This window comes from Microbulbifer agarilyticus S89, from assembly GCF_000220505.1.
In the GTDB taxonomy this organism is placed as follows: Bacteria; Pseudomonadota; Gammaproteobacteria; order Pseudomonadales; family Cellvibrionaceae; genus Microbulbifer; species Microbulbifer agarilyticus_B.
This window is the reverse complement of record NZ_AFPJ01000052.1, coordinates 36,687-57,378: the sequence shown is the minus strand read 5'-3', so window position 1 is coordinate 57,378 and position 20,692 is coordinate 36,687. Positions and strand designations below refer to the sequence as shown.

General features: G+C 51.7%; 9 protein-coding genes. 4 read left to right on the top strand and 5 right to left on the bottom strand.

All coding sequences use genetic code 11. The annotated features are described in order from the left end of the window. Window positions 1-32 precede the first annotated feature (32 nt). The 5 genes from AS89_RS0115395 to AS89_RS17875 all read right to left on the bottom strand — a co-directional run bounded on the left by AS89_RS0115395 (window position 33) and on the right by AS89_RS17875 (window position 4,951). A complete protein-coding gene (locus AS89_RS0115395) occupies window positions 33-1,109 on the bottom strand; it encodes an acyltransferase family protein (protein WP_010133616.1) in 1,077 nt (358 codons plus the stop codon). Between the two features lie 37 nt (window positions 1,110-1,146). Continuing rightward, window positions 1,147-2,595, bottom strand: a complete 1,449-nt coding sequence (locus AS89_RS17885) for an O-antigen ligase family protein (protein WP_010133615.1) — start codon at window positions 2,593-2,595, stop codon at window positions 1,147-1,149. Window positions 2,596-2,690: 95 nt separating this feature from the next. Next, window positions 2,691-3,212, bottom strand: a complete 522-nt coding sequence (locus tag AS89_RS17880; protein WP_138976424.1) for a hypothetical protein — start codon at window positions 3,210-3,212, stop codon at window positions 2,691-2,693. A gap of 164 nt (window positions 3,213-3,376) precedes the next feature. Then, complete coding sequence (locus tag AS89_RS0115380; RefSeq protein WP_010133613.1) at window positions 3,377-4,159, bottom strand: LapD/MoxY N-terminal periplasmic domain-containing protein; 783 nt, start codon at window positions 4,157-4,159, stop codon at window positions 3,377-3,379. 24 nt (window positions 4,160-4,183) lie between these two features. Continuing rightward, the gene (locus AS89_RS17875; protein WP_010133612.1) at window positions 4,184-4,951 is read right to left on the bottom strand and encodes a transglutaminase-like cysteine peptidase; all 768 of its coding nucleotides are present in this window, start codon (window positions 4,949-4,951) and stop codon (window positions 4,184-4,186) included. Window positions 4,952-5,583: 632 nt separating this feature from the next. On the opposite strand from AS89_RS17875, the gene galU reads away from it, so the two are divergent. The 4 genes from galU to AS89_RS0115355 all read left to right on the top strand — a co-directional run bounded on the left by galU (window position 5,584) and on the right by AS89_RS0115355 (window position 20,687). Continuing rightward, complete coding sequence (galU, locus tag AS89_RS0115370) at window positions 5,584-6,495, top strand: UTP--glucose-1-phosphate uridylyltransferase GalU (RefSeq protein ID WP_010133611.1); 912 nt, start codon at window positions 5,584-5,586, stop codon at window positions 6,493-6,495. Between the two features lie 362 nt (window positions 6,496-6,857). After that, complete coding sequence (locus AS89_RS0115365) at window positions 6,858-7,223, top strand: hypothetical protein (protein WP_138976423.1); 366 nt, start codon at window positions 6,858-6,860, stop codon at window positions 7,221-7,223. Between the two features lie 81 nt (window positions 7,224-7,304). Further along, a complete protein-coding gene (locus AS89_RS0115360) occupies window positions 7,305-18,524 on the top strand; it encodes a leucine-rich repeat domain-containing protein (RefSeq protein WP_010133609.1) in 11,220 nt (3,739 codons plus the stop codon). A gap of 1,071 nt (window positions 18,525-19,595) precedes the next feature. After that, window positions 19,596-20,687 carry a polysaccharide pyruvyl transferase family protein gene (locus tag AS89_RS0115355; RefSeq protein ID WP_010133608.1) on the top strand — a complete coding sequence of 364 codons (1,092 nt, stop codon included), beginning with the start codon at window positions 19,596-19,598 and terminating at the stop codon, window positions 20,685-20,687. The last annotated feature ends 5 nt before the right edge of the window (window positions 20,688-20,692 follow it).

The window sequence follows — 20,692 nt, the reverse complement described above, 5'->3', positions numbered from 1 at the left end:
CTCTAGTAAAGGAGCCAGGGCGATTTCTTGGTTTATGTGGCCAATTTGGCGCTAGAGTATGGTTTCTCGCGGGGCGATCGAACGCGCGATCGAACCCTTTGAATCGGCTTGTCGACTACTCGAATTAGAATAAAGACAACGGCGGCAATAAATACCAATGAGCACGCTAGGCTCGCCAGCCCACGCGCAGAAAGCTCATGGAATGCCTCTCCAAAGATTAAGTAGGAAACGAGGAAGCCGCATTGCCAGTGGAGAAGGTAGATCGGATAAGAATAATCACCCAAAATCTTGTCGGTACCCTTTTTGAATTTAATGATTTCGTGTCCACTAGAGATGCCAAAAACCAAAAGAGAGCAGATTGCGATATTGATGTAGAATCCTACCTCTATGTATTTTCCTGGCATCAACTTGGATGCCAATATCCAAGCGAGACAGTTGCAAAGCATCAGGGCGAATAGTAAATCCGAGCGTAGCCCCAATTTCGAGTATCGTTCTCTTGCGCCTTCATCTTTGCTTAAGAAGTAAATTGCTGAGCCAATGGAGAAGGGGAGAGAGGCCGCGAATATTGGGAAGTATCTATCCGTCCACGGCATGCCGGCAGCGAAGCTCCAAATAACGTAGCACACAGAAGCTGCAAACCAGACTTTGACTCTTGTAAAGCTTTTAGAAATACCAAAACAAATAAGTACATAGAAAAAGATTTCGACCGTAAGGGCCCAGCTTGGTGGTACCAGCCTCGTTTTAATCTCGAATGGGCTCCACGCAGGAAAAATCATGGTCGCATTGGCGAGCACTTCTTTTAGGGTGGTGGGTAGCTGCATGCTGCGATGGTAGGCCGCTACAGCTTCTGAACCAGCAAACACGATGAGTAAAACGCTGAACATGACGGCCATCCAGTAAAGTGGTAACAAGCGAAGGGCCCTGTTTACCCCAAATGCTATGCGTCCTATACTCGAATAGCCGTAGCTTTCGTGCATGATTGAGGTCATCAAAAAGCCACTGATAACATAAAAGCCATATACGGCGTAGGTTCCTAGTGGTGTGATACTTATCGATAAATGGTAAATCATTACCATTAGTGCAAGAGTTGTGCGAAGTAAGCCAAACATCTAAGTCTCTTATAATCGTTGCTTATTTGTAGCCAGTTTATCTCTTTAAGGCCTTTGCAGTCTTTTCACTCTCCATAAACCGAGCCTTCCAGGCTAGCCCCAGCAGCATCAAAAAATACATCGCCGTCGCCGGCGCCTGTAGATGAAAATCCGTGGTCAGCATAATCAGCTCCGCCACAATCGCCATCAGCGCCGCAAACGCCAACCCCTGCATCATACTGTCACGCCTGGTGCGCAGTGCCACAAACGCGTGATACAAACTCCACAATACCGCAGCTCCCACCAGCAACGTCGCCGGCAGTCCGTATTCAATACTGAACTGCAGGTAGTCGTTATGTCCCTGATCGTAAAAAATATTGATGCCTGATCCTTTTACGCTGGGGAACGAGGAATAGAAGCTACCCGCACCAGTACCCGCAATTGGATGCTGCTCAATCAGCGACATACCGTATTGGTTCACCTCGTCCCGCGTCTCCTGAGAAAAACTCGTTTCCTCAATCTCCTGACGCAAGCGGTCCATGCCAAACCAGCTGCCCACAATCATCAGGTCAATCACCATCAGGCTCGCGAGCAGAATGGTCAGGCTGCGGCTACGGTTGCGGATCAGTAATAATCCCAGTGCGCCCACAATCGACAGGCTGGCAAAAAACGCCGCATTCGCCATACGCGAGTGCGACATCACTAAACCGATCACCATCATCGCCAGGCACAGGCGCAATACCGCCTTGCCACCGAGCAACATATTTACCAGGTCCTTCAGGCGTTGCCTGAGCTTGCCACCACTAGTGCCACCCAGGCTCGCAATCAGCAAGCCAATACCCAGGCAAAGGCACATCACCAGATAATTGCCGTAGTGGTTTTTGTAGCGGAAGCCGCCGGTGGCAATGCCGTTATTGGTAAAGCCCATCACCCAGGTGGTTTCCGAGCCCGACAGCGCCAGCAGTACGCCATAAAACGCCTGGAAGGTGCCCGCCAGTACCACGGTAAGTGCCAGCGTCTTCAGGCGCTTGGTGCTGGTGACCAGTGCCAGCACCAGCAATAAAAAACAGCAGTACGCCACGCCCTTAATCAATGCCACGTGGGTCTGGTTGGGGTCTAAAGAAATCGTTGCGCTGGTTAATGCCGGGTTGGCCGCAAGGTAGGTCGCTGCCGTTTCCGGGGCCATCCACTGGAGCCATGCTATGGGCAAGCGAAATTGCTGAATAAAAATCCACAGCTGAAACACACCAAAGATCGCAAGCAGCGGCCAGTAGGGGCGCAAGCGCTCGAAGCGGGGTTCTTTCAGGTTCAGCAGCAGCCAGCCTGCAGTCAGGGTAAATACCCACACTTCCATCAACCCCCAGGCCCAGGGGCGGTGTGAGCCGAGCGGAATCGGTAACCAGAAAATCAGTGCGAGCAGGCCGTAAAACAACCCGCGCTCCAGCCGGGCGGTGTGGTCGGCACTTTTCACCGAGGAGCGGCTGGAAGCAAACCTGGAAGCAAACATAGGGCTAAAAAATACAAAGAGGGTAAAACCAAAAAAAGGCCCTCGCGGGCCTTTTCTGCACACTTTGGCTGCACCGGGGTGCGGGCCTGTGTTGCTTAGTTGTCGGAGGCTACGGTGCCACCACCGCCGCCGCCTGCACCAGCGCCACTGCTGACAACAGGGGCAGGTGGGATCGGAGTACTCGCAGCCGGAGCAGACGCACTGCCGGCCAGCGCAGAAGCTGCCGGAGCCGCAGCAGCGGTAGCAGCAGTCACGACCGTTGCATCAGCACCCGCAGCAATTGCCGCAGCAGCGATGGCTTCCGGGTTTGCGCCAGCAGTAACGGCAGCGGTAACCACTGCTTCAGCAGAAGCCGGGTTCGCGGCAACCGCAGCAGCTACCACTGCTTCTGGGTTGGCACCTGCCTTGATGGCCGCAACGGCAATGTCAGCCGCTTTTTCAGGAGCAGCAGCCAGGGCTTGCTCAACCGCTTCCTCGGTGCTCAGGCCTTCGCTCTGTGCCAGGGCAATGACCTGGTCCATGCTGTAACCGGCATCGATGTACTGTTTCACATCGGCCATGGCCACGGCGCTCAGCAAGCTCGCACCCAGTGCGATCCCCAATGCTGACTTCTTCATGCGTCCCCCTAAAGAACTTTGTTTTAGTTTGGATTCCATTCGGATGGTGGATGATTGTAGCGCCCATACAGCAAATGGGAAGCCTGCGCTACAGAGATGACCGCAAATAACTCGAGGTCAATGCCAACTGGTACTCAAATCCTGAATTTTGTAGCCACAAAGGGCTAGGCTTCCGTACGGCTTTTCACCGCGTGTCGATTGTTACCGATCTCTTGCCGCCGTTTTTCTGCAAGTGAATGTGGATTCCCCGCTTCGTATCGTGCTTCCAGAAGCTCGCGGATTTGTAACAGCTCTGCTTCCAAACCAGCCACATACTGGTGCACCCGCAGTCGCCGCTTGCGCGATTGGTATACAGCTACGGCCAGTATCAGCAGGCCCGTACCGCATAGCCCAAGAGCCAGGCGCCACAACAATTGCAGTGCAGGCGCTGGATGCCGGCGCACCGTTACCGTACCTGCAATTTCCCAGCCACTTCGTACTTCCGCCCGCAATCTTGGCGGCTGAAATTGCATCAGTTGCTGAAACCACCCGGGCACACCACGGGCCGCGGTGGGTGTGCGTATACTTACAGGCGCAATCGAGTCAGGTGTCTGTTGTTTGGTTTGGACGGAATCAGCGGGGCGAAATAGCACCTCGGCATAAGCCCCGCTTTGGGTAACACCTTGTAACAAGGTGCGGGTGTAGCTGGCAGGGTCGGGGTGCTGGCGCATGGCGCCGCCCAGTTGTACCGCGAGCATGGCGGCACTGTCTCTGGCCTGCACTGCCTGTAGCTGGTGTAACTGGTCGCGGGCAATTGCCAGGCCAGCGACCAGTACCAGTACCAGGCAACACAGGCCGGTAACTACCTGGCTAATAAAGGCGGCAAGGGAGTGCCAGAACCCAGTTGCTACCGGATTGATTACCGAACCGGTTACCGGGCTTCGGTTTATGTCTATGTCACGAGCCATATCCATGCTCCGGGCCTAGCGGCCTTATCGCGCGAACACGCCTTCCTGGCGCATGCGTTCAAGCAAGTTATCCCACAGCGCCGAGCCCGGCTGGCTGCGGACCTTGGTGGCTTGGTCCAGCGCAGCGTTCAGCCATAGCCCCTCCGCATTGAAGCTGTATACCGGTTCAAGGTCCGTGCGCTCGCGGGCTGGCAGTACCTCGCCGGTCATATTGTCCAGCACTAGCGGGTGCTCGCCCGGGTTTGCCGTGTATAAAAGCACCATATGCGGTTGGCGTTGTGGGCGGTTGGAGGGTTTGTCTGGGGTAGTGGAGATCACATAGGTCAGGCGGATTTTCTCTGGTGAGACACCGGCACCGGTCAGGCTGAAGAGCTTGGCAATGGCATAGTCTTCACAATCGCCGCCGTTGGAGGCGAGGAACTGTACCGGAGTGGCCCAAAAATCCTCCTTACCCCAGTGCGCCTGGTCATCGGCAAAAGGCACCTGGTTTAGGAACTGGTTGATGCGCAGTAGCCTGTGCCATTCCAGTGCACGGCTTTGCTCCTCAAGCAATGCCTGCCAGCGCACAAGCCGCCCGTGGGCGAGTGCGCCGTAGTCTGCATGCACCTGTTCCAATAATGGCTGGGAGAGCTGCAACCGTGCCCCCGGTGTGAGCGCGGTCGCGGTGATGGTGCAACCAGCGGCAAACAGCGTGAGCAATACGCCATTGGCGATAAATCGGGCAGGCCTACTACCCGCAGCGCCGCCCCGGTGAGCGCGGCGCCAGAAACAAAAGCTGCTACTACCAAACATCTGCAGTCCTGATTCAGTGTGATCAAAATTCGATCAAGCTGATTGCAGTTTGGCAGTGTGTACTTACTAATTAACCAGATGGCGCCAGATGACGTCGCGCTGCGCGCCGATTGGTATGTAAATTGCGAGAAAATACCGTCGCAGTCGTGAGAATGTCGGTCGAAGCCGGTCGAGCATTGTTGGAAACTGGCAATCGTTAAACGGGCGCACTTAATCTTGAATTGTCACAATTAGCTGCTAAAGTGTGACGCCAGTCACATTGGTGGTTCCGGAATCATCCGCGCCAGCAGTGTGTAGAGAGCCCAAAGAATGGGCCGGCAATGGAGAAGGTAGGCCTGTGCAGGCGCTAGTACCGAATCGGACTGGAACTTGATTTGCGCGCAAATTAAACAGTATATGCACGCAATGACACTTGGGGTATTTAGGGAGAGGCACCCGGCAAGCGCCGGCAATGCCACATCTTGACGCCGCTGCGTAGTGCGTATCGCAAGCGTGGTGCGATCTGTATTCCTTTTTTACTTCCTGTTAAGTCCAGATTCCTGCCTGATTCAAACCTGACAGTTCAGGTAGTCGTGCGTCGGCATTTCGCCTCTGCGATAGAAAAAGAATTCAAAATTTAAGGAAGGAACGTAATGCAGCAAGTGAAAAAAGCCGTAATCCCGGTGGCTGGCCTGGGTACCCGTATGCTCCCGGCAACCAAAGCCATCCCCAAGGAAATGCTGCCCATCGTCGACAAGCCGCTGATCCAGTACGTGGTCAATGAAGCGGTAGCAGCCGGCATCAAAGAAATTGTGCTGGTAACCCACGCCAGTAAAAACGCCATTGCCAACCACTTCGATACCTCCTTCGAACTGGAGGCCCAGCTGGAAAACCGCCTCAAGCGCCAGCTACTGGACGAAGTGCGGGCCATCATCCCCCACGACGTCACCATTATTTCCATGCGCCAGGCAGAAGCCAAAGGCCTGGGCCATGCTATTAGCTGCGCGCGCCCGGTAGTGGGCGATAGCCCGTTCGCGGTGTTGCTGCCAGACGTACTGATTGACCAGTACGCGTCAGACCTCACCACCAGCAACTTGGCCGATATGGTGAAGAACTTTGAAGCCCGCCAGGCTAGCCAGATTATGGTGGAAAGCGTCGAGTGGAAAGATGTAAGCAAGTACGGCGTTGTGGATTGCTTGGGGGCCGACCTGCAGGTGGGCGGCACTGCCAAGATCGACGGCATGGTGGAAAAGCCAGAAGTGGACGCGGCACCGTCCAACATGGCCGTTGTCGGCCGTTACGTACTCTCTGCGGAAATCTGGAACCTGCTGGAAAACACCGCACCGGGTGCTGGTGGTGAAATCCAGCTAACCGATGCCATCGACGAGTTGCTTCAGCAGCAATCCGTAGAAGCTTATCGCATCGTTGGCCACAGTCACGATTGCGGCAACAAGCTTGGATATATGAAAGCCCAATTTGAATACGGGCTGCATCATGCAGAAATCGGCAGCAGCCTTAAAGAGTTTCTCGGCACCCGGAAAACCAAGGCCGGCGAGCCTGCTTAACTCTTAATCGCAGGTATCAATAAGGGTAATAAATGAGCTCTAAAGGGCTATTTATTGCCCCTATTTCTTGGTGATAGAAATCTCTCTAGAGCAAATATTGCCGTTGCCTGTCCTAAGGCTGGTGAGCTAAAGGGTCTTTGCTGACTATCCTTCACTGCTGGTGAGAGCGATAGTTTTCTTGTTTTATGTGATGTGCGTCACGTGCTAAAGTTGACGCAATTTTTCCCATTGCGACCTTTGGGGTTTAGGTCGTCTATGGAATTGCACTTACTAAGCATTATTTTAATCAGTTGAGGGATAGCCTGGGCCAGCGTTGGATATGGGGTTGCTGGTCAGGGGTGAAGTTTCTTTTTGGGGGTAGGGTGAAAGTTCAGCTTAATCTGCGCGCAGCACTGGCTGCTGCGCTTGTTGTTTCCGTGGCCGGCAATATTTACGGTGCCTATCAGAATAATCAGGCTTCCGACAAAGCCGAGAAAGCTCAAAAGCTAGTCGTATCGCTACAAAATAAAGTGAGGGCTCTTGAGCAACGTAGTAATCCCACCACTCAGCAGCCTGGATCCAGGCTCACTCGTGAAGAATATCTTGCGCGAAACGCTGCGCAGCAGCGTAAGCAAAGCGCCCTTGCCAGAATGGCATCCCAAAAGCAGGACGCTGAGTCACGTGCAGTAATTATAAATCGTGAAGACGTTCAGCGGCGCCAGCAGGGTGCTGTGCAAGTTATTCAATAACTCCAAGTTTCAATTTCATAACACCAATTACACCGAGTTGGCGGTATTGACTCGTAAACGGGAAATTACGAGGTTCCTGTCATGGATAAAGAGCGCGCGAACACCGTGAAATCAAAGCAAAAAAACATCATGAATCGCTTCAAGAAATTGTTAAGCCCTCTGGCTTTCTTTTCCTTATTCGTCAGCCCGGTTGCCCTGTCGACGGAAATTGAAGACCTCACTTTTGCCGATGCAAACCTTGAAGCATGCGTAGATGAGCGTGCCGTCGAGTATGGCTGGTCTAATATTGTGGATGCTACATCTCTAGATTGTAGCTATCGTGGCATTACTGATGTTACTGGTCTTTCGCAGCTTACTGCCCTGCAGGAGCTCTGGATTCACGGAAGCGAGCTGACAAATTATGCAGAGCTTGCCAATCTGAGCTCGCTCACAGACTTGTACGTTGCGGATGTAAGTGGATTTGATTACTCGGTAATTGCAGCCCTTGATAACCTGAGAGGGCTCGGCCTACAGAGAGTTGGCCTGGGGAATGACGATCTCGACACAGTTTCGTCTTATACCTTTTTCGCGAACTTGGAGACGCTGTATCTCTCAAGCAATGATATTGGCGACCTGTCACCCTTGGGCAGCGCCACTTCGCTGCGGATATTGAGTCTAACCGATAACCCCGTGTCTGATTTGAGCCCGCTCGAAGGTGCTCCACTGCAATACCTTGGACTCTTTTTTACACAAGTCTCGGATTTAACGCCCCTGCTCGGAAAGGAAATTTCCAGTATTGAGGCTGCTGGCGCGCGGATCAAAGATCTGCCAGACGCGGTAGCTGCGGGCTATTCCGACCTCGGTGCAGCCTTCCCGCAGCTTACCTACCTGATGCTAAACGGCAATGCGCTGCAGGATGATGATCTGTTGAAACTGGCAGAAATCACCACGCTGACAGATGTACACCTGGAAAATAACCTGTTCACAGAAGGTGGTCCTGAGTATCTTGCACTGCAGGCGGCAGGGGTCAATATCCATGGAGCACCACTACCGTTTGTGATCGATCAGGCTTCCTTTATTCCCAACGACCAGGTCAATCTTGACGAAGGAGATCAGCGGATTGACGTAACCGTCAGTTCTACCGTTCTGGATGTTGCGTTTGAACGAGAAGAAACCTGTCTTTACCTCAGCAGTCCTAGCCGTAATACACAAAACTGGTATTGCGACAGCTGGAATGCTTCTCCGAACGGGGAAATTTGGATAAATTTCGCTGCTGAGCGCGGTGAATGGGACCTCTATGCACAGGCATGTGGGCCCATGGGTGAGGATTATTACTGTTTCGAAGTAAGCCCAGCGCATCTGCAGGCAATGGGGTTCGCGGATACCTCGCTTACCGTGAACGGAACTGGCCCCGGAGATCAAACTGCTCCAGTTTTTGAGGGCATTAGCTTTACGCAGTTGGACGTAAACATTGATGAGGCTAGTAACGGCTACGTTGCGGTCGATTTCGACGTCAACTTTAATGACGGTGATGGTACCGGCATACAACATATCGAACTCACACTACGTCATGAAAGCCATGCCTCAGATACCAAGTATGTCTCGCTTCCCTCGGGAATCTCTCAAGGTAAGCTGATATTCAATACGATCGATGCCGCTGGCAAATGGATACTGGAGTACGTCTCCGCAAGTGACTACGCTGGTAACTATAAACATATCGATGAAAACCAGCTTGAAACATTGGGTATGCAGGTTGAGTTCACTGTAACTAACTCAAATCCCGGCCCAGTCGATATTTACAGCCTCTCTTTTGCCGACCCGGACCTCACTGCCTGCGTGCAAAATGAAGCAAGCGGTAATAGTGTTTCTTATGTCCATGAAATGTACGGTCTTTGGTGCCCGGAGCGAATTGATGATCTCTCGGGTATCGAGCAGCTGTATATGCTCAACTACCTGGATCTGAATACCAATTGGGATCAGTTCGATCCAAACCGCAGTACCTTCTCTGACCTCAGCCCGCTCGCTCAGCTAAGCAATCTGCACGAGCTTTATTTCGCGAATGCGGATGTTTCCAGTATTGAGCCTTTGGCGGGCCTGCCAATACGTGGGCTTAACATTAACCGCAACCACCTCACCGATATCAGTGCAATCTCCTCCATGAGTGCGTTGCAGTGGATCGATGCAGGTGAGAACGCGATTACATTCATTCCGGATATTTCCGGATTGCCGCAACTGCATACCATCTCGATGGCGCATAATGCCATTACCGATATTTCCCCACTGGTAGGTTTCGACAATGTGACGGGTGTTGATCTCTGGGGTAATGCTATCCCGGAGGGTGATCTCGGTTTGATCAGCCCTAGTGGCTGGTACAGCGCCGACTGGGGGCGTCCCGAAATCACTTCGCTGAGTATCGATCCCTCTGCCGTCGACCTCACCAATGGTGGCGTGGATACAGCGGTAACCTTCAGTACTGCAGATCAGGACAACATCTATAGCAGCGGTGTCTCCATTCATTTTATGCCGAAGGACACCGAGGCACATTGGGCCTGGCTGGATGGAAACGCAACCGAGGGCAACCTGCATATCCCCGACTGGGCGAGTTTGGGCGAGTGGGATCTTTGGGTCGAGTTTGACCATGCCAATGGATTCTTTGATATCCGTGGCCCGGCGCTTGCCGCAATGGGTTTCAATACCTCATTTACCACCAGCATCACGGTTATCGATCCAGATATTGATACCGATGGCGATGGCTTAACTGACGAATTTGAAATCCAAAATGGCTTCGATCCGAACTACGCCGGCGACGCCTATGAAGATGACGACAACGATGGTTTCAGCAACCTGCACGAAACCATGGTTGGCACTGACCGAGGTGATGAGTTCTCCCTGCCGGCTGTAATGAACAACCCCGGTGAAGGCCGTTACCTGCTGGGTAATCTCGGTAACTTTGCCTCCAACGCGTATGTGCTAGACCTGGCCGGTGACGGCATTGGCAATGACGACGAAGGGCGTTTTGCGAAACATAACGGTAGTGCGCACTTCACCTGGAGCTTCGCAAATAACGCGATTAGCGGTGTAAATAGCGGTTCTTACGTAAATCGCGATGACTGGTTTGTCGCAGAGCTGGGCTATGGCACCGAAGTAGAAGAATGGGTCGACAATATTTCCATCTTCGAAGTGCAGTCCGGTCCAAACCCGGTATGGAAGCTGGTGATTTCAGGTCGTCAGGTTTATCCGAACGAGTCACTCGAAGACAAGAATTTCACCTATGTCTACGAGCACCAGGTGATGGGAACTGGCTCGCTCACCGCGCCATCCATTTCGGCCGGCACCTTTACTACACGTGTGGGTCTGGGCACCAGCTTTGCACTGGATCCGAACTGGGTAACCTACCCAGCTGATCTCGTGCTCAATGGCGATAACACGGGCCACTTTGTGATTCCAGCCGAAGTGGGTGGAAGCGGCAATCAGCCAGTGACCTGGGCCACTGAGGGCGATGGTACGCTGGTGGCGGATTACGCCGGTGATAGCGCACGCTCCACTACCTACTTTATCGAATCCTTCGGTAAAGGCATCAAGACCGTTGTCATACATGAATTCGATAGTGCTGCGCCCGGGCTTACCGGCTCTGCCAGTGCAAGGCAATCCATGTGGCAAGAAGTTGTCATCAATGCGCTCGATGCGTCTGACGTAGTCGGCCGCCTGCAAAATGCCCCGGAAGGTGATCCATCCGGTAGCTCAACCTTCGCACTGGTATTCAATGAAGATGGTACCGGCCATCAGGAATTCCACTCCAACGGGCAGTGGAATCAGAGTGCGCCATTCGGTTGGGAAATCGATGGCAACACTGTCATCGCGCATTACTTCCGTGATGAAAACTGGACCTATTACGCAGAGTCCGACTGTCAGGGTGCTGCAGAGTGCATCGAATACCGTCAGCGTCGAGTTGTCTTCAATGACGCGGAAGACACCAGTGGTGATGGCGAAAATGATCGTTTCTATATCACCATCCGCCAGGGCTTCGGATATTACTGTGACGGCGAGATTTGCGATTGGCAGGGCTATGTAGGTCAGTTCAATCGCGGGGAGCAGGACAGTGATGGAGATGCTATCCCCGATGATTGGGAAGTCGCGAACGGCCTGGATCCGTACAATGCGAACGATGCGTCTGAAGACCGCGATGGCGACGGTGCTGACAACTGGACCGAGTACGCAATCGGCACCAATATCGATGTGGCTGATACCGATGCCGATGGCCTGAGTGACGGCGAAGAGTGGCACAACGGCCTCGACCCGCTCAATTCCAACCTCGGCGCGGACCAGGACAACGACGGCTACCTGGATATCCACGAGGTCAAAGTAGGTACTGATCCATACTACGACGGCAGCATGCCCGCTGCTCTGGCTGATCCGGGTACCGGCGAGTTTATGTTCGCCAACCTTGGCCGTTACTTTAACGGTAGTGTTGGTGGCCTTCTCAATCTTGAGGTTGATGGCGTAAGCCGATTGAGCGCGCGCAGTACTGATATCTCAGGCACTTGGACCTACACCGGAACGCACCTTGAGCTGGATCTGGGTGGGTACCTTGCCTTTGAAAACGAGGTTTGGAATAACGCGCTGCAAACGCACATTCAAGAGCAGACCATTTACGACACTGTCTACTACTTCGCATTTGACCAGGGTGATGGCAATACCACCTGGAAAGAAGTTGTTGTAGGCCGCCTGCACTACCCGAATGGTGAGCTTGCAGATGCGGGATATTCCTCCGAAGTGGACCGCAATGTCCTGACCGCCGCCAACCTCTACGACCCGGGTATTACCGCAGGCGAGTACGCCACTCGTGTATTCGACACCAGCGGTGCGGTTGACCCTAACTTCCCGTTTGGCCCTTCCAGACTCAGCCTGAGTGCTGACCCTGCAAGCAGTAGCGACAGCCTGAACGGCCGCACCGACCTGGGTTGGAGTTTCGACGGCAACGGTACACTGAGTCTCGACTACGGCAATGGGAATACCGCCGAATATCGCTTTATCGAGCCAATGGGCAATTCCCGCAGCGCGCTGGCTGTTTACCACGTAGATGGGCAACGCTTCGCTTCCAGCGTGCTGTTCCATAACCATGCAAACCTTGGCCTTACCGAGCAGGATCTCGTTGGACTTTATGTGTCCGATGGTCGCGACGACTACTACGGCCAGCCCAATTTTGGTCTGGAGTTTGCTGACGATGGCCAGGCTTACCACCTGTATTGGGACGGTAGCCAATGGAATCGCTATGACTGGTCATATTCCTGGAGCCTGCAGGGCGACACCATCGTCGCGCAGGCCTGGTATGACACCGACAACTGGCAGATCTTTAGCGATGCTTCCTGTGGTGGCACCGGCGTAACTTGTGTTCTCTGGCGTGAACGTCAATTCACCATCAACGACATTGCCGGGGACGAAGTCTATTTCACCACCTATCAGGTATTTGATTACGAACTGGATGGCACTTTCGATAACAACTTCTGGAGTGGCTACGTCAGCATCTTCCAGAAAAATGCGCAGGTTCAGGACAGTGATGGCGACGGCATCCCGGATGAATGGGAAATCGCCAATGGCTTGGATCCATTCACCGCTGATGATGCCTGGTTCGATAATGATAATGATGGCCTGTTGACCATTGACGAATACGCAGCGGGTACCAACCCGAATGCTGCCGACACCGATGCGGATGGCCTTAGTGATAGTGACGAGTGGAACGCAGGCCTCGATCCGCTGAATTCCAACCTGGGTGCTGACCAGGATAGCGACGGCTTCCTCGATATACACGAGATCAAACTGGGCAGCGATCCCTTTGATGCGGGTAGCACGCCCTCGGCATTGCTTGACCCCGGCACTGGTGAATTCATGTTCACCAACTATGGCGGATTCTTGAATGCCAACCCGGGCGGACTGCTTAACTTGGAACTTGACGGAACCAGTCGCCTGAGTGCGCGCGCTACGGATATTTTTGGTAATTGGGTTTACCACGGGACACACCTGGAAGTTGACCTGGGTAGTTTCTTGACTTCCGACGTGACTGCCTGGAACAACGCATTACAAGCAAATGCACAGGTGCAGACTTATCTTGATACTGCGTACTTTTTTGCTGTGGATAAGGGGGATGGCCACACCACCTGGAAACAGGTGATTGTTGGACGAGCACATTACCCCAATGGCGAGCTGCCAGATGAAGGCTACTCCAGTGAGTGGGATTACACGGTGATCTCCACGGCGGAACTTTATAACCCGGGTGTAGGCGCAGGTGAGTATGCTACCTCCACTCTGGATACAAGCGGTACCGTGAATCCAGCATTCAAGCTAGGTCCGACGAAGTTGACTCTCAGCGCATCTGCTGCAAGCAGTGCTGATAGCTTGAATGGTCGAACTGATTTGGATTGGAGTGTCGACGGTAACGGCGTAATTACGGTTGACTATGGTAATGGCGCAACTACCGAATACCGTTTCACGGAGGCCATGGGTAATTCCCGTAGCGCTCTCGCGGTCTACTTTGTGAACGGTGAGCGCTATGCAGCTGGCACCTTATTCCATAACCACATGGATCTCGGCCTTACCGAGCAAGATATCGTCGGCCAGTATGTATACGACGGACGTGAAGACGTAACTGGTGAGCCCTATTTTGGTCTGGAGTTTGCCGATGATGGTTTGGCCTACCACCTGTCAAGGGATACTGGCAATTGGGTACGTTCCGGATCGCCTTATGCAACCTATGGCTGGACACTCCAGGGTGAAACCGTTGTAGCACGAGTCTGGTATGACACCGATAGCAATATATTTGCCACTGAATCGACCTGCGGCGGTAGCGGTGGTAATTGTGTGGTATGGCGTGAGCGACAGTTCACCATCCATGATATTGCCGGTGAAGAGACCTACTTCAGTAACTTCCAGGTGTTCGATAACGAGTTTGATGGAACTTTTGAAAACAACTTCTGGAGCGGCTACGTCAGTATCTTCCAGAAAATCGTGCCGCCGTCAGACTTCGATAACGATGGCATTATCGATGAAGAAGATCTCGACGATGATAACGACGGTCTGACTGATCAATTTGAAATTGACAACGGCCTCAACCCGCAAGACGCGACCGATGCCGATGGCGATAACGACAGCGATGGCTTCAGCAACCTGCACGAAGCCGTAGTGGGCACCGACATGAATGACGGTGGCTCCGTGCCGCTTGCGATGGCCAACCCAGGTGCCGGTCGCTTCCTGCTGACCAACGAAGGTGGATACTTCAATGCCTCGTCTGGCTATGTAATCGACCTCGAAGGCGATGGCATTGGCGCAGATGATCTGGGTCGTATGGCGTTCGCCGATGGCAGCTCCGCGTTTACTTGGGAGTATGCCAACAACAGCGTTTCCGCAACCAGCGACGGCAACTACGTTAATCGCGACTCCTGGTGGGTGAACGAGATTGGTGCGGTCGACGAAATTGAACGACACGTAGAGAAGCTGCACTTCTTCCTGAGCACCGAAGACGGTGAGTTCCCAACCTGGAAAGTAGTTGCAGTCGGTTATCGTTCATACGTCAGTGGCCAACTTGCTGATGAGCCGTTTGTGGATGTGTACGATGCCCACATGGTAGGTGGAGGTAGTGTATCTGGTGATGCGCCGGCCATTACCTCAGGGGTTTACGCATCCGGTTTCGCGTTGTCGGAGTTCTACAACATCGCTCCTACCACGCTGTTCGTGTCGACCGCGATTGGCCTGAATAACGATGGCTCCGGTGAAGTTGAAGTGATGCCGGAAATTAGTGGTGATGGCGATATCTACATCAACTGGATGGTAGATAGCGACGGCAGTTTGATACTGGAAGACCAGAACAGCAATGCTCGTACAACGTTCTACTTTGTAGAGACGTTTGGCAAAGCCACTAAGACAGTAGTATTCCACGAGTACGACACTTCTGCGGGTATCGCCGGGCGCGCAGCTGCGAATGACTCCATGTGGGAGCAGGAGCAGACGGGAAGCCTCACGCATGAGGATGTCATTGGCACCTTCATTGATGTGGCAGAATCTTCTAACAGTGGCGTGCCGAGCTTTGGCCTACAGTTTGCGCCTGACGGCGTTGGCAGCCAGGGTTACTACGATGTAAACGATGGTTACTTCCCCGGTTCGCCATTTGCTTGGTACCTCGATGGCAATCGTGTAGTAATCGAATACTACGCGGACGAGTCTGGTAATCGTTTCGATGAAGCCAGCTGTGGTGGTGCGGCAGTCTGCACCATGTACCGCAAGCGATTGTTTATCGTTCACGATCGTGAGGACCAGGATGAAGATGGCTACGACGATCGTCATTACGTAAGTATTCGCCAAGCGTTTGACCGCTGTGGTGGGCTGTGCGATTGGCAAGGCTATGTGTCTCAGTTTGACCGTCTTACCGATGCTGATAACGACAGCCTGCCAGATGCGTGGGAAGCGGCCAACGGCCTCAACCCAACCGATGGCGGCGATGCATTTGGCGATAACGATGGCGATACCCTCGATAACGTAACCGAGTTCACCCTTGGTACATCGCCCACCTCAGTCGATACCGATAACGATGGTATGCGCGATAATCTCGAGCAGAATGCGGGCCTGAACCCGCTAGATGCCGGTGATGCGTTACAAGACCCGGATGCAGATGGTTACAACAATTACGAGGAAGTGGCGGCCGGTACGGATATCAATGATATTGGCGATTTCCCGGCAGGCGAGATGTATTACTCCTTGGGGGTTGAGTCCACGATTATTTGGGGTGCTGGCGTAAGTTGGGCAGCACAGGACAATGGTCAGGACTGGAACTATCGCAGCTTCGCAGCCTTCGGTGACAATCCGCTGTTTATCGACATGAATGGTACTCAAACCATGCGTGCTGATACTGCAGGTGATTATCAGGTTGCAGAGCGCTTTATCGATGTGACTGGTACCGACGGTGTATTTGTGTCGACTTTCTATGGCACAACCGGATGTCCCGCAGGGGAAGAAGACTGTGTGTCGCAGATCGACTTCGACGGCAACTTCTGGTCTCGCAGCGATGGCTCTGAAGGCGTCGCCACCAGTGACCGCGGATTGATCTTCAACTCCGAACTCGTCGAAGGAGGTGACCAGGCGCGTTACACCTGGACCACGTTCCGTATCAAAAAGCCCGATACCCTGACTTTGGCAGACATCAACGGTGTTTGGCATATCAGTAACTGGGGCCGAGAGTTTGAGCGTGATGGCACCTTCACTGAAGGGCACTACATCGGCAATGGTGATTGGCAGTTCAATGGTGATGGTACCTGTCAGCAGGTAACGCCTTTTGAATACCAAGATGCCTGGGCGTACTTCGATGGCCAGAACCTCGCATCGCAGGGTGTTTCTGGCGAGTCTGGACAGGATAGCCTTGAAGCCTGTAGCTACACCGTCGACCCGATTCAGGGGCGCGTATTTGTTGACCTGAAGCTGTCGGGGGATGACGAAAACTCAGAAGTTGAGTTGAAAGTCGATGCCTCCAAGCAGCGCATGGTTAGCGTTTACATGGACGATGAAGAGTGGGGCGCGGGTGCCGGTATGGTCATGCTGGTTAAGAAAGGCGATGCCTCTGCTTATGCAAGCAATGCCGCTCTGAACGGCACCGTTCTGATGAATGGCGACCTGAGCTTCCTCGACTGGGGCAATGGTGATGGTTCAAGCGCCCGCTCTACCGGTGGCCGCATCGCGCGTCTGGTGATCGACTTTGATGGTAACGGCACTACCGATGGCGAAGGCTACAGCAGCTGTACCCTGCAACGGGTAGAGAAGTTCCAGGGCCACGCACTGTGGGGCTCCATCGGAATCGATGCCGGTCAAAATCCATGGCAGTGGAGCAGTGTTTCCTATCCGAGCCAATGTCGCTATCGCGTGAATACTGATGGTACCGTCGAGCTTGAGCAGGGCGAACCTGGTGGATTGGTTAACACCACCTTCCAGTTGGATGCCAACGGCGAGCTGTTGACGACCACATACATCGGCAACGGTTACTCCGAACTGCTGATGGGTGTAGTACTTGAAAATGTGGTTGACCCGATCGCGGCTTCAGAACGATTCGTAGATTATGGCTTCTACGACACCGATGGTGATGGACTGCCAGATAGCTTCGAAATTGCTTACGCCCTCGATCTAAACGGTGACGATAGTGCTTCAGATCTCGATGACGATGGACTCAGTAACCTAGAGGAGTCCGAAGCCGGTACCAACCCGCGTAGCGCTGATACCGACGGTGACGGTATGGGCGATGCCTATGAACTGGCCAACAACCTCGATCCAACCGTTGACGACGGTGCGGCAGATGCCGATGACGACGGAGCGACCAATCTGGAAGAGTTTGAGGCTGGTACTGACCCGTGGAATCCAGCGTCTAAACCAAGAAGCGGGACCATAAAGAATGACTTTGATGGTGATGGTGATTCCGACCTTTTCTTACGTGAAGTCTTGGGTGGGAGTTGGCGGATGTTTGAATTGGACAATGGAAGTGTTGTTAACTCGGCATACATTGCACTTTACGCGAATTTGAACTGGGAGTTCCAAGCCGCCGGTGATTTTGATGGTGATGGCGATTCGGACGTGCTAATGCGTGATGTGGTTGCTGGTAGCTGGCGTATATTTGAGCTGGAAGATGGCGGCATTACGAGCACTTCGTATATCTCACTATTTGCTAATTTGGCGTGGGAGTTCAAAGCATCCGGAGATTTTGACGGAGATGGTGATGCAGATGTACTGATGCGCCACTCAGAAAGTGGTTCTTGGCGTCTGTTTGAATTCCAGAATGGAAACGTTATAAGCAAGTCTTATATCTCGCTCTATGCCAATTTGGAGTTGAGTTTAAAGGCAGCTGGTGACATTGATGGTGACGGAGATACTGATGTCCTAATGCGAAATTCCGTAGACGGCCGCTGGTGGTTGTTTGAGGTTGAAAGTGGCAATGTTGTCAGAACGGCTTCAATCCCACTTTTTGCTGCCCCGAACTGGCAGCTACAAGCAACTGGGGATTTTGATGGTGACGGTGATTCTGATGTTCTTTTGAGAGATGCTGATTCCGGTAGTTGGCGCTTATTTACCATGACCAACGGCGGTGTCGATAGCCCAATATATATTCCACTTTATGCAAGTTTGGCTTGGCAGTTACAGGCAGCCGGTGACTTTGATGGAGATGGTGATGCTGATTTGTTGATGCGCAGTACGCAGGACGGCAGTTGGCGGGCATTTGAGGTGGAAGACGGTGGCATAGTCATGACTTCATACATCGCACTATTTGCTAACTTAAATTGGGAGGCACGCTATTAAAGTGAGTTGATAGCGTGTAACTAGGTGTTGGATTATGGTTTTGGCATTTCTCACAAGTTGAGAAATGCCATTTATTAAACGCTAAGGAGGTGTTAATTTTTGCGTTTTAGGCAAGCATCTTCTTGCTCTGCAGGAAATAGAGTTGCTAAGGGGGGTTAGATAAAAAGCTATTGTAGAATTTGAATCTCATAGTGTATGAGGCTGCGCTAAATTCAGTTTGCTGATGCATTCGTGCTGCTATCTAAAATCCTAAACAGCTAATCTCTGCAGCCTGCATACCCAGCCAGGTCTGACTTGGTTGTTAATTATTTTTATAGATTTTTATCATCATGCTGAGCGAACGAAAGAAATTGTTTAGTTGGCTCTTGGTCTGCTCCATTCCTAATTTCTGCTGTGTCGAACACTCGTTTAGGTTACCAGCGATAATTTCTTGAATCAGATATTCGACTCTTCAGGTAGAGCTAATCAATCCCCTGGCGAACGCTCGCGCGGAGCCTCTTTTGAACCTAAGACTATATGATTTCAAGGGCTGTAATGCTCAAAAAAAGACCTTGAATGAAGCATAGATATCTAAGTTTAAAACAAACGTCAACGGAATATTCATTATGAAATACAAGCAGCTTACGGTAAAATGTGAGCTGGTTCACGTTATGTGATTTCGGAAGCTCTATTGGGAATGCTGTTGTAAACATTGTTTTACGCCTGATGCAAGGTAAGCTAGTACTGTGAAGAGCACCCTTGATGTGCTAGCTAGAGCCGACAAGACGTGTTTTTGTGAGCATGCAGTAAGGTACATTAGGTGCTCACTTCGCGTAGCCAAATAGGGTCTTGTTTGCTGACTCCTTAGTAGTCCCGTATCGAGAAATTTACTGAAAGAGCAAAGTGACTAAACGCTTTGATAGTAAGTGTTACAGAGGGCTATTAACCGTTTACCTGAAACAGGATTCGGATTCAAACCTGTTATCAGATACAGCAGCATAGTAGAAAATAATGAATGGGTGATAGACATCTTAGATAGAACAAAAGTAATTAAGCCTTGATGTTTTAGTCCCGGAAGAATTGGTACCTTTAATGAAGAAGTATTTCATTTCATTGCGAACACAGTTCCCTAATTTAGGGGATTTACTAATTAATAGAGCATTGCTTGAAGAGTTGATGGCGAATGGTGATGTTTACATGGATACTACCGGGGTTCCAAAATGGTACTTGGAAATCATGTTAAGCTCGCTGCCATGCGAGACGTTAAAAAAGAAGACTACATTAACGTATTATCTAGGTTTGTTTTCTTCCCTATGGGTGAAGTTTACAAATCGTGAATCATTAGTGTTTCTGGTAATGAAGCCCGGCGGTTACCCCGCCACTACGTCGTGGAGAATTGGCATTCGAAGAGTGTTACAAGGATTAGCCTTGCATTCTTTTAGATCTTTAGGAATTAGAATAGTCCGAGCACCTTCATCACAGAAGAACTCGAATGGAATCTTCTGGCTTATCGATAAGTTTAGGTTGTCATCGGTGGATTGCTCGTTGATAAGGGATGTTAACAGCGAGAGGGAAATGAGAAGGATGGGGGTTTCATATCTAAGTTCAGATGACTTAGCCATCATTTTCTTCGCTTTGCCCCAACACTCGTTATTTAAAAGGCCATTCCTAGAGCACCAGGCTAAGGAGGTGGTAACGATCTCACTGAGAAAGCCAAGAAGAAATGGTGAACAGCTTGCATACAGTAAGCTGGCTGCATTAATTACTCGGCAAGGACCTGAAGTTAATTTTGTGTCTCAAGTTTTTTATGACGACCGGATTAACAGTGAAGTGGCCTGCAAAAATGGTGCAGATATTTTAGTATATGACGGCACTCTGGATTCAATTGATGCGATTACTAAACAATACCAAAATTCTGAATTCGTAATTTCAAACCGGCTACATGTATTGTTGCTGGCTTTTCTAAATGGTGCGATACCAATTGCAGTTGTGGGCGAAGATGACTCAAAAATTGAAGGTTGTTTTCATAAGCTTGATTTGGAAGGGAACGTTTTCAATTGGAGTGATGTAAATGAGATTAATCTGTCTCAAGTTCGAGCTAAATGGGACGTTGAAAAATATAATCTAATTGTCGAAAAATCTTCTTTTCTTAAAAAGCAATTGGCGGAAGTTTTTTCAGGTTAATGAAC

Coding starts and splice junctions, on each gene's coding strand:
- AS89_RS0115395 (WP_010133616.1), bottom strand. CDS start 1,109: ATGTTTGGCTTACTTCGCACAACTCTTGCACTAATGGTAATGATTTAC.
- AS89_RS17885 (WP_010133615.1), bottom strand. CDS start 2,595: ATGTTTGCTTCCAGGTTTGCTTCCAGCCGCTCCTCGGTGAAAAGTGCC.
- AS89_RS17880 (WP_138976424.1), bottom strand. CDS start 3,212: ATGAAGAAGTCAGCATTGGGGATCGCACTGGGTGCGAGCTTGCTGAGC.
- AS89_RS0115380 (WP_010133613.1), bottom strand. CDS start 4,159: ATGGCTCGTGACATAGACATAAACCGAAGCCCGGTAACCGGTTCGGTA.
- AS89_RS17875 (WP_010133612.1), bottom strand. CDS start 4,951: ATGTTTGGTAGTAGCAGCTTTTGTTTCTGGCGCCGCGCTCACCGGGGC.
- galU (WP_010133611.1), top strand. CDS start 5,584: ATGCAGCAAGTGAAAAAAGCCGTAATCCCGGTGGCTGGCCTGGGTACC.
- AS89_RS0115360 (WP_010133609.1), top strand. CDS start 7,305: ATGGATAAAGAGCGCGCGAACACCGTGAAATCAAAGCAAAAAAACATC.
- AS89_RS0115355 (WP_010133608.1), top strand. CDS start 19,596: ATGAAGAAGTATTTCATTTCATTGCGAACACAGTTCCCTAATTTAGGG.